Raw genomic sequence first — 10,096 nt, forward strand, 5'->3', positions numbered from 1 at the left:
ATGAACGAATTGGATTTCAGCGGCAAAACCGTGCTGGTCGTCGGCGGCTCCAGCGGCATCGGCAATGGCATTGCCCAAAGCTTCCGGCAGCGCGGTGCCGAGGTGTATGTGTGGGGCACCCGCGCCAACGCGCAGGCCTATGCCGACTCGCCAGACTCCAACCTGGAAGGCCTGCACTACGCCCAGGTCGACGTCGCGGATGCCGCGTTGATCGAAGCCGCCGCCATCCCGTTTTCCCGCCTGGATGTACTGGTACAAGCCCAGGGCACCGTGCTCTACGACCGCCAGGAATTCCTCACCGAAGGCTTCAAACGGGTGCTGGATATAAACCTCACCAGCCTGATGGTCTGCGCGCAGAAGTTTTACCCGCAGTTAAAGGAGGCGCAGGGCTCGATGATCACCGTCAGCTCGGCCGCCGCCTTTCATTCCACCCGTGGCAACCCGGCTTACAACGCCTCGAAAACCGGCGCCTTTGGCCTGACGCGCACCTTGGCCGAAGCCTGGGCGCGCGATGGTATTCGGGTAAACGGCATCGCCCCTGGCCTGGTGGAAACCAAGCTCACGCGCGTGACCACCAGCAACCCGAAACGCCTGGGAGGCGCCTTGCGCGGCATTCCGCAGGGGCGCCTCGGCACCCCGCAAGACATGGCCAATGTCGCCCTGTTTCTCGCCTCGCCCCTGGCCAGCTACGTGCTCGGCCAAACCCTGTTGGTCGACGGCGGCATGCTGCTGGCCTAAGCCCTTTTGCTCGGAGACGTACCATGGCCTGGGATTTTCAGACCGACCCCGAATTTCAGCTGGAGCTGGACTGGATCGACCAGTTCGTGCGCGAAGAAGTCGAGCCGCTGGACCATGTACTGGGCAGCCCTTGGAATATTCACGACCCGCTGTTCCGCCAGTTGGTCAAACCGCTGCAAGCGCAGGTCAAGGCGCGAAAATTGTGGGCCTGCCACCTCGGCCCGGAACTGGGCGGCGCCGGCTATGGCCAGGTGCGCCTGGCGCTGATTAATGAAATTCTCGGCCGCTCGCTGTTCGGCCCCATCGTGTTCGGTTGCCAGGCACCGGACTCAGGCAACAGCGAAATCCTCGCTCACTACGGCACACCGCAGCAGAAGCAGCGCTACCTGCAACCGCTGCTCGACGGCGACATCGTGTCCTGCTTTGCCATGACCGAGCCCCAAGGCGGCGCTGATCCGGCGGTGTTCACCACCGAGGCGGTGCGTGATGGTGATGACTGGGTGATCAGCGGCGAAAAATGGTTCGCTTCCAATGCCCGTTACGCCGCGTTCTATATCGTGATGGCCGTGACCGACAAGAGCGTGTCGGCCCACACCGGCATGTCGATGTTTATCGTCGCGGCCGACACGCCCGGGGTGAGCATTATCCGCAACGTCGGCATCGCCGATGACCCGGCGGCCACCCATGCGTATCTGTCCTTCGACCGGGTGCGTGTGCCGGCCAGCGATATGTTGGGCGAGCCCGGTCAGGCCTTTGTGGTCGCCCAGGTACGCCTCGGCGGCGGCCGTGTGCACCACGCCATGCGCGTGATTGGCCAGGCGCAAAAAGCGCTGGATGCCCTGTGCGAAAGGGCGTTGTCGCGTAGCACCCAGGGCAGCCGTTTGGCCGATAAACAGATGGTGCAGGAGAAGATCGCCGACTCCTGGATTCAACTCGAACAGTTCCGTTTGCTGGTGATGCGCACGGCCTGGCGCATCGACCAGTACCAAGACTACAAACGGGTGCGCAAAGATATCGCCGCGGTAAAAGCGGCGATGCCCACCGTGCTGCACGACATCGCCGCGCGGGCGCTGCATGTCCATGGCTCGTTGGGGGTGTCGGAAGAAATGCCGTTTACCGGCTATATCGTCCGCGCTTACCAAATGGGCCTGGCCGATGGACCGACCGAGGTGCACAAGGTCACCGTCGCCAAACAGCTGCTGCGGGACTACGAGCCCTGTGAAGATCTGTTTCCCGATTATCACCGCCCGACTGCAGCGGCGCGCGCCCGGGAAAAATACGCCGATGCGTTGGCCAGCCTCGGCGAGCAGGACGCATGAGCGACTGGCAGGAGTTGGTCGACCTGCAACGCCTGGCCGTCTGGATGGACGGGCAGGGGCTGGAGAGCGGCCCCATTGATTCGCCGGTACGCCTGACCGGGGGCACGCAGAATCTTTTGTTGCGCTTTCGCCGTGGTGCGCGTGAATTTGTGCTGCGTCGGCCTTCCAAAGCGCTGAGCGAAGTCGGCGGCAAAACCATCGCCCGTGAAGCGCGCTTGCTCAAGGCCCTGGCCAGTTCGGCGGTGCCGCATGCGACATTGATCGCGGCCTGTGAAGACCCGAGCGTGCTGGGTGCCATCTTCTACCTGATGGAACCGGTGCAAGGCTTTAACCCCAACTCCGCGCACGGTTTGCCTGCACCCCATAGCCAGCAGCCAGCGTTGCGCCGGCGTATGGGCCTGGCCATGGTCGATGCGTTACTGCACTTGGGGGAAATCGATTACCAGGCCGTGGGTCTGGCCGACTTTGGCCGCCCCGAAGGGTTTCATCAACGGCAGGTAACGCGCTGGCTGCAGCATCTGGATAGCGTCAAGGATTACCCCGACTGGCCGGGCGCCGATGGCCTTTCAGGGCTAGCACGCTTGGCCGAGTGGCTAAATGGCAACTGCCCGCAGCAATTCCAGCCCGGCATTGCCCATGGCGACTTCCACCTCTCCAACGTGATGTTCCGTCCCGACAGCGCAGAGCTGGCGGCGGTGGTCGATTGGGAGCTGGCCACGATTGGCGACCCGCTGTTGGACCTGGCCTGGCTGGTAGTCACCTGGCCCGACGCCGATGGGTTTGGCGCGGGCACCATTGAAGTTCATCCCTGGGATGGCTTCTGCAGCAGCGACGAACTGGTCGCCCATTACCGCGCCGGCAGCTCGCGTTCGCTGGCGGACTTCACCTGGTACCTGGTGTTGGCTGGCTTCAAGCTCGGCATCTTTCTCGAAGTCAGCTACGCCCGCGCCTGCGCAGGCAAGGCGCCCATGGCCACCGGCGAAAAACACCACGCTTCGGCCGCGCGCCTGTTCGCCACGGCACTTAACCGAATCCACCACCCCTCGTAGGAGCCAGCTTGCTGGCGAAAGCGCTTTCAGCGTTTGCGCGCCATCGAAGAGCTTCGCCAGCAAGCTGGCTCCTACGGAAATCAACGTCAGAGGACATACACCATGCAACTGGCAGGTAAACGCATCATCGTCACCGGCGGCGCGCGGGGTATCGGCGCGGCGGTGGTCAACGCGTTCGTCGAGGAGGGCGCCCACGTGGTTAGCCTGGACGTGGGCGACTCCGCCTCCATTGAAAACAACAACGGCGGCTGGGCCCGATCGCGGGTCTGCGATATCTCGGACAGCGAGTCGGTTACCGCCGCCTTCGCCTTTGCCTGCGAACAACTCAACGGCCTGGATGTGCTGGTGCACGCCGCCGCCATCGCGCCCAACGCAACCGCCGACGCCATCACCCTGGATGAATGGGAAAAGGTATTTGCCGTGAATACGCGCGGCACCTTCCTCACCAACCGCGCTGCCTATGAACGGTTCAAGGACCACGGCGGGCGCATCATCAACTTCGCCTCGGCGGCCGGCGTGATGGGCCAGCCCGGCAAAGCCCACTACGCCGCCAGCAAAGGCGCGGTGCTAGCCTGGACACGCACCGTGGCGCGCGAATGGGGGCCGCTGGGCATTACCGTAAACGCCATTGCGCCCGCCATGTGGACGCCGATGTACGACGCCACCCGCGCCAGCATGAGTGCCGAGCAGTTGCAGCAGCACGACGCCTATATGGCCGGGCAGGTACCGATTGGTGGCCGCTTGGGCGAACCGGCGCGCGACCTGGCGCCGGTATTGGTGTTTCTGGCGGGCGAGGGCTCGCGGTTTGTCACCGGGCAAACCCTGATGGTCGACGGCGGCATGCTGATGTTGAGCTAGGCGCGTCGGCGAGTTGCGCGCAATACCAGCGCGATACCGCCCAGCACTGCCACTGAGGCAATGACCAGACGCAGCGTGATGGTTTCGCCGAGCAGCATGGCGCCCACCAACGACGCGAGAATGGGCACGCTCAGTTGCACCGACGCGGCCTGGAGGGCGCTGAGCCCCGGCAACGCGCTGTACCAGATGAAATAACCCACACCCGAAGTCAGCGCGCCGGACAGCAGGGCGTAGATCAACCCCGAGGTATCCCAACTCAGGCGCTGGATAAACACCAGGGTCAGCAGGATGGCAAAGGGTATCGCCCGCAGAAAGTTGCCAGCACTCGCCGCCAGCGGATCCTTCACCCCGCGCCCCAACAACGAATACGCGCCCCAGGCCACCCCGGCCAGCAGCATCAAGCCACCGCCTACCAACGGCGGAGCGCTGGCGCCCGGCAGCATCAAGGCAATCACCCCGGCCAACGCCAGCACAAAGCCAATGCCCTGTTTTAGGTTGGCCCGCTCACCACGAGCAAACCCCACCACCAACATGCTGATCTGCACTGCGCCAAACAGCAGCAACGCCCCCGCGCCGGCATCCAGGTGCAGGTAGGCGTAGGAGAAGGCGGCGGCGTACACAAACAACGCCGCCGCCGAGGCCAGGTTGCCGGCCATGGGCGCCGTGCGGTTACGTAGTCGCAGCAGCACCCAGAGCACCAGCGCGCCGCTGAGCAGGCGCACGCTGGTGAAGGTCACGGCATCGATGTGGGTGGTTTTCAGCGCCAGGCGGCAGAGCAAGGAGTTGCCGGCGAAGGCCAGCATGGCCAGGGCGGTGAGCAGCAGGGTGCGTGGGGTCAGCACCTTTTCCATACAAAACCCTTAGCGGCGCAGGTAGGCCGCGAAGTCGATATCACCGGCGGAGAGAATGGCTTGCACGCGGTTATGTACATTGAGTTTGTGCAGGATGGCCGACACATGGGCCTTTACCGTGGTCTCGGCAATTTCCAGGTGGTAGGCGATCTGCTTATTCGACTCGCCCTTGGTCATCCGCTCCAGCACCAACAGCTGTTTGCGCGTCAGCGCCTGCAGCAGTTCCGGTGCGAAGCTCGGTGCATCGTTCTGGCGGTGGCGGCTGGGGTTTTTCTGGGTGCGGATAATATCGGAGGGCAGGTAGACCTGGCCGTTGAGGATTTGCTCGATGGCTTCGGTCATCTGCAGGCGCGGCGATGACTTGGTGATAAAGCCCACCGCGCCATAGGTGATGGCTTGCAGCACGATTTGCTTGTCTTGTTCGGCGGAGACGATCACCACCGGAATGGTCGGCGCTTCGTTGCGCAAGTTGATCAGGCCGTTGAGGCCGTGCATGCCGGGCATGTTCAGGTCGAGCAGAATCAGGTCGAGGTCGTCGTGTTCCTGGGTCAACAGCAGGGCGCTGTCGAGGTCGGCGGTTTCCATCACTTCGCTGTCGGGGAAGCCGTCGCTGATCACGTTATGTATGGCTTCGCGAAACAGCGGGTGGTCGTCGGCGATCAGAATTTTGTACATGGTCAGCACCTGTCTTCTTATGATTTTGCGGGGCTTAGGGAAAAGCCTGGGGTTGTGCGGGCATCAGGGGCAGGCCCGCTTGTTCCCAGGCATCGATGCCGTCACGGTACCAATAGAGTTGCTTGTAGCCTAGCTCGTGGGCGCGTTTGATCGCGTTCCAGCTGGCCCAGCAGTCGGAACGGCAATAGAACACCAGCGGCCGTGCCAGGTCGCCTTCTGTGAGGCGCTGCAGGTTGTCGCCGAAATAGGCCAGCCACGGCCCCTCCAGGTCACCATTGCGGGTATTGGCCAGCCACAGGCTGCCCGGCAGATTGGCGTGGGGTTCGTCTTCGATAAATTGACCGTTGAGCCAGGTGCGCCGGTATACATCCACCAGGCGGGTGGCTGGTTGCTCCTTGAGCAGCTTTTGCAGCGCAGGGGTGTCGAGGGTGCGCGCGTGGTCGGCGTTCGCGGGTGTGGGGCTGCGGTATTGGGTGATGCGATAGCCGTCTTCGGAGAAGAGGGCGGGCGTAGTGTCGGCCTGGCAGTTGAGGGCCAGAAGTCCGAGCAGCACGCAGACGGACGTGTGCATAAAGCAGCGCATGGCGAGGCATCTCTTATTTATTTTTATGTAGCCATTACACGGCAGCCCACCCCCCTTGGAAATTGGACATTGAGCGGGTGAAACCAGTACGAAAGTAGTAGAGGGGTTGTAGGAGCCAGCTTGCTGGCGAATCCTGGAAACGAAGATCAAAGACTGGGGTTTCCAGGATTCGCGACCAAGGTCGCTCCTACGGTTTACGAAGGGCGGCGTACGGCGGCGTGCTGGGGGTTGAAGCTGAGGACGGCGAGTACGCTGAAGATCAGAGTCAGCACTAGGCACACAACCATGGCCAACAGGTTGAAACGTTCATACAGCGCAAACCGCACCAACTCCACGGCATGGCTGAAGGGGTTGAGCGCACACAACCAATACAACCACTCGCTGGACTCGCGCATCTTCCACAGCGGATACAGCGCCGACGACAAAAAGAACAACGGGAAGATCACGAAATTCATCACCCCGGCAAAGTTCTCCAACTGCCGAATGCCGTTGGACAGCAGTAGCCCCATCGCACTCAGCAACAATGCCACCAACAGCAACGCCGGCAGCGCCGCGAGCATGCCCCAGGCTGGCGGTTGCACGCCGTAGGCCCAGGCGATGGCGAGAAACGCGTACACCTGCAGCAGCGAAATCAGCGCCGTGGCCAACAGCTTGCTGGCCAGCAGAAAGGCCCGCGGCAACGGGCTGGTGAGCAGCACGCGCATGCTGCCCATCTCGCGGTCGTAGACCATCGCCAAGGAGCCCTGCATGCCGTTGAACAGCAAAATCATGCAGGCCAGGCCCGGCACGATATAGGTTTCGTAGGTGATGTAGGTGTCGTACGGGGCGATGATGGCGATGCCCAATGCGGCGCGAAAGCCGGCGGCGAATACCAAAAGCCATAACAACGGACGCACCAGGGCGCTGAGAAAGCGCGTGCGTTGCAGCACGAAGCGCAGCCATTCGCGTAATACGATGCCGCGCAGGCATTGCCAATAGGCGTTCATGTGGGGGTTCTCAAGACCGAGGCGCCTGCAATCGAGGCTGAAGCCTCTCCCACAGGAGGCTTGGTGAGGCGGGAGAAGGTGTTAGCCAGCGTGTCGTTGTTGGCGATATCGCTAGCAACGCCGTCGGCCACGAGGTGGCCCTGATGCAACACCAACAACGCATCATCGTCCTGCACTTCATCCAGTAGATGCGTTGTCCACAGCACGCTCAAGGCTTCCTCGCGGCACAGTTGCCGCACGTGGGCGAGCAGCGCTTGGCGGCTGGCCGGGTCGAGGCCGACGCTGGCTTCGTCCAGCAATAACAGGCGCGGTTGGTGCAGCAAGGCGCGGGCGATTTCCACTCGGCGGCGGTGGCCGCCGTTCAAGTCGCGCACCTTATCGCGCCGGCGCTCCTGCAAGTGCTGGCGTTGCAATTCGGCTTCGATACGCGCCGTCGCCAATTTGCTGGGCATGCCATGCAGCGCGGCGTGGTAGCGCAGGTTCTGCTCCACGCTCAAGTCCAGGTCCAGCGTGCTTCGCTGAAACACCACACCCAACTGGCGCAGCGCTTCACGCGGCTGGCGCTGCAGGCTATTGCCGTACACGTGCAGCTCGCCTTGTTGCAGGTCGTACAGGCGAGTAAGCAGCGCAATCAGCGTTGACTTGCCCGCGCCGTTAGGCCCGAGCAGGGCGGTAAAACGCCCCGGCTCCAGGCTGAAACTTACCTGCTGCAACGCCTGCCGCGCGCCATAGCCGAAGCTGAGATTGGCCGCTTCCAACGCCTTCACGGTGTCACCACCACGCCCCATGGATAACGGCCGACCTTGATCGACTTGGTCACCTTCAGGCTATCCACGTCCACCACCGACACATCGCCGCTGATGCCGTTAGTGGCCAGCAGGGTTTTCTCGTCCGGGGTAAAGGCCATATGCCAAACACGGCGGCCCACCAGCAGGTAGTCGAGTACTTCGAAGGTTTTCGCATCCACCACGGCGATATGGTTGGCCGGGCCGAGGGCCACGAAGGCGTATTTGCCGTCGCGGGTCAGCTTCACGCCCACCGGCTGCACCTTGTCCGGGTGCACGCCCTTGATCTGGAATTTCAGGGTTTTGATGATCTGCGGCTGGCCACGTCGATCACGCTGACGGTGCCGCCGATTTCCGCCGAGGCCCACAGTTGAGTGCCGTCTTTGTTGAATTCCACGTGGCGCGGGCGTTGGTCGACCAGCGTGCTATCCACCAGGGTCTGGGTGGCGGTGTCGATCCAATGCACCATGTTGGTGGTTTCGCTGGTGTTGATCGCCCACTTGCCGTCGGGGCTTACAGCCATGCCTTCGGGTTCCACGCCCACGTCCACCTGGGCCAGCACTTTGCTGTCCTGGGTGTCGACCACGGTCACCAAGGAGTCGTCTTCGTTGGAGATATACAGCCAGCGGTCGTTGGGGTGCAGGGCGAACTGCTCGGGGTCGGCGCCGGAGGGCAGTTCCTTGATGATTTTGCGCGTGGCCAGGTCCATCACCTGCACGGTGTCCGAGTCGCTGGCGCAGATGTACAGCAGCTTGTTATCGCTCGACAGCAGCAGGCCACGCGGGCGTTTTCCGGTGGGAAGTGTGGCGGTGACGGTCTGCGTATCAACGTCAATCACGCTGATGTTGTTGTCTTTCTCGTTGGAGATATAGGCCGTGGCGGCAAAGCCCGACGAGCTAAGAAGCAGGCCGCTGGCCAAAGCGGAAAACACAAAAAGACGGCGCATGGCGGTTCCTTGTTGTTGGTTTTTTAGAGGGGCTGATCGCTAAGTCGGCAACCGCTTTCGGGCGCATCGAGGCCCAGGCTGTCCAGCTCGGTATCGGGGTGCAGAAAGCCTTCCTGCGGCGAGGTGCTGACCAGGGCGCGTGGCTGTACCAGCGGAATCGGTTGGCGCAGTTGGCCGTCCCAAGAGCGGAAACTGAGCTTGCGGCCCTTGAAGCCATCCAGCGGTAAATCGGGCGACAGCTCCAGGGTGCGGATGGCCGCCGGGTCGGTGTTTTTAAGGTGGGTGACGGCGGTGGCGATACTGCGCACGCCCATCCAGGCGGCGAAGTCGCGGTCGTTCATCCAGCGTTTGGCGTACAGCTCGAAGCGCTTTTGCAGCTGCGCGGGCCGTAGGTTTCCACGGTCTTGTGCCAGCCCATCGGCACCAGGCCCTGGGTGCCGGCGACGGGGCGCGGCAACCAGGTGTTGAAGGGCACGTACTCGCCAAAGTCGCCGGCCTCATCGGCCACCAGCACCACGTCGTAATCGCTGGCCTGGGTGAACAACGGCATATCGGCCTGGGCGCTGCGGCGCTGGTCGTTATCAAAGCTCCAGGGTTTTTCCGCGATGATCTTTACGCCGAAGCGTTTGGCTGCACGACGCAGGGCAGCGGCGTAGGCCAGGTCGCCGGGTTTCTGGCCAACGATCAGCAGCGCTTTCTGCCATTGGCGCAGCACCAGAAATTGCACCAGCGCATCGGTGAGCATGGCCCTGCTGGGCAGGGTGTGCAGCACATTGGTCGGGCAGTTCTGGCTGCGCAGGTCGTCGTCGTAGGCGCCGGCGTTGAACAACAAGCTGTCGCTCAGGCGGCGCTGAGTTGGCGCAGGGTGTCGGCCGGGGCGTTCACCACAAACAGGCGCAGGCCCTGGTTGTGAAGCCGTTGGGCAGCGGCGAGGAGTTTTTCCGGCGTGTCGGCGGTGGCGACGTCCAGGCTGTATTCGTGCTTGAGAGAAAACGCCCGGTGCTGTTGCTGTCGGTGATCGCCAGTTCGGCTCCGCGCAGGCCGGCGTCGGTGGGTTCGGGAATGACGTTGGACATCAGCGGACCCACGTCCGGCGTATAGCCGAGGTAGCCGATACGCACGTGCAGCGGTTCAGCGGCAAAGGTCTGGGTGGCGAGCAGCGCCGAGCAGGTAATGGCCAGCAGATAAGCCAGGCGTACATCAGGTAGTGGCGCATGGCGGGGCGCTCCTTGTTCTTGTGCCGCCAGCATAGGAAGCGCCCACCCCCTGGGAAATATGCAGAAAGTACCAGGCGGCCAGTACCAAG

Annotated in this window: 9 protein-coding genes and 2 pseudogenes; 4 read left to right on the forward strand and 7 right to left on the reverse strand. The window is 62.8% G+C overall.

Features of this window, described 5'->3' with window-relative positions:
* The 4 genes from AC0V2S_RS18665 (at position 1) to AC0V2S_RS18680 (ending at position 3,964) form a co-directional block, all read left to right on the forward strand.
* Positions 1-738 carry an SDR family NAD(P)-dependent oxidoreductase gene (locus tag AC0V2S_RS18665; protein WP_475511030.1) on the forward strand — a complete coding sequence of 246 codons (738 nt, stop codon included), beginning with the start codon at positions 1-3 and terminating at the stop codon, positions 736-738.
* Between the two features lie 23 nt (positions 739-761).
* Positions 762-2,057 (forward strand): acyl-CoA dehydrogenase family protein, encoded by a 1,296-nt coding sequence (locus AC0V2S_RS18670; RefSeq protein WP_475511031.1) that lies wholly within the window; start codon positions 762-764, stop codon positions 2,055-2,057.
* On the forward strand, positions 2,054-3,106 hold the full coding sequence (locus AC0V2S_RS18675) for a phosphotransferase family protein (protein ID WP_475511032.1): 1,053 nt from the start codon (positions 2,054-2,056) through the stop codon (positions 3,104-3,106). The genes AC0V2S_RS18670 and AC0V2S_RS18675 overlap by 4 nt, the downstream gene beginning before the upstream one ends.
* A gap of 102 nt (positions 3,107-3,208) precedes the next feature.
* Complete coding sequence (locus AC0V2S_RS18680) at positions 3,209-3,964, forward strand: SDR family NAD(P)-dependent oxidoreductase (RefSeq protein WP_475511033.1); 756 nt, start codon at positions 3,209-3,211, stop codon at positions 3,962-3,964.
* Here the strand turns inward: AC0V2S_RS18680 and AC0V2S_RS18685 are convergent.
* From AC0V2S_RS18685 to AC0V2S_RS18715, 7 genes and pseudogenes are all read right to left on the reverse strand, one after another.
* Positions 3,961-4,803, reverse strand: a complete 843-nt coding sequence (locus tag AC0V2S_RS18685; RefSeq protein ID WP_475511038.1) for a DMT family transporter — start codon at positions 4,801-4,803, stop codon at positions 3,961-3,963. The genes AC0V2S_RS18680 and AC0V2S_RS18685 overlap by 4 nt on opposite strands.
* Positions 4,804-4,824: 21 nt before the next feature.
* Positions 4,825-5,490, reverse strand: a complete 666-nt coding sequence (locus tag AC0V2S_RS18690; RefSeq protein ID WP_108095652.1) for a response regulator transcription factor — start codon at positions 5,488-5,490, stop codon at positions 4,825-4,827.
* A 34-nt stretch (positions 5,491-5,524) separates the two neighbouring features.
* Positions 5,525-6,061: a PQQ-dependent catabolism-associated CXXCW motif protein gene (locus AC0V2S_RS18695; protein WP_475511034.1), complete on the reverse strand. Its 537-nt coding sequence runs from the start codon at positions 6,059-6,061 to the stop codon at positions 5,525-5,527.
* A 206-nt stretch (positions 6,062-6,267) separates the two neighbouring features.
* Positions 6,268-7,059 carry an ABC transporter permease gene (locus tag AC0V2S_RS18700; protein ID WP_475511035.1) on the reverse strand — a complete coding sequence of 264 codons (792 nt, stop codon included), beginning with the start codon at positions 7,057-7,059 and terminating at the stop codon, positions 6,268-6,270.
* A complete protein-coding gene (locus AC0V2S_RS18705; RefSeq protein ID WP_475511036.1) occupies positions 7,056-7,826 on the reverse strand; it encodes an ABC transporter ATP-binding protein in 771 nt (256 codons plus the stop codon). The genes AC0V2S_RS18700 and AC0V2S_RS18705 overlap by 4 nt, the downstream gene beginning before the upstream one ends.
* Positions 7,823-8,790: pseudogene (locus AC0V2S_RS18710) on the reverse strand (YVTN family beta-propeller repeat protein). Before AC0V2S_RS18710 ends, AC0V2S_RS18705 begins: the two are co-directional and overlap by 4 nt.
* Before the next feature lie 23 nt (positions 8,791-8,813).
* Positions 8,814-10,006 (reverse strand): annotated as a pseudogene (locus tag AC0V2S_RS18715) (ABC transporter substrate-binding protein).
* Positions 10,007-10,096: the final 90 nt, after the last annotated feature.

It is taken from the genome of Pseudomonas sp. CC11G (assembly GCF_056174845.1).

What these genes read in the sequence shown, in the direction of transcription:
- AC0V2S_RS18665 (WP_475511030.1), top strand. Translation starts at nt 1, where the DNA reads ATGAACGAATTGGATTTCAGCGGCAAAACCGTGCTGGTCGTCGGCGGC.
- AC0V2S_RS18670 (WP_475511031.1), top strand. Translation starts at nt 762, where the DNA reads ATGGCCTGGGATTTTCAGACCGACCCCGAATTTCAGCTGGAGCTGGAC.
- AC0V2S_RS18675 (WP_475511032.1), top strand. Translation starts at nt 2,054, where the DNA reads ATGAGCGACTGGCAGGAGTTGGTCGACCTGCAACGCCTGGCCGTCTGG.
- AC0V2S_RS18680 (WP_475511033.1), top strand. Translation starts at nt 3,209, where the DNA reads ATGCAACTGGCAGGTAAACGCATCATCGTCACCGGCGGCGCGCGGGGT.
- AC0V2S_RS18690 (WP_108095652.1), bottom strand. Translation starts at nt 5,490, where the DNA reads ATGTACAAAATTCTGATCGCCGACGACCACCCGCTGTTTCGCGAAGCC.
- AC0V2S_RS18695 (WP_475511034.1), bottom strand. Translation starts at nt 6,061, where the DNA reads ATGCACACGTCCGTCTGCGTGCTGCTCGGACTTCTGGCCCTCAACTGC.
- AC0V2S_RS18700 (WP_475511035.1), bottom strand. Translation starts at nt 7,059, where the DNA reads ATGAACGCCTATTGGCAATGCCTGCGCGGCATCGTATTACGCGAATGG.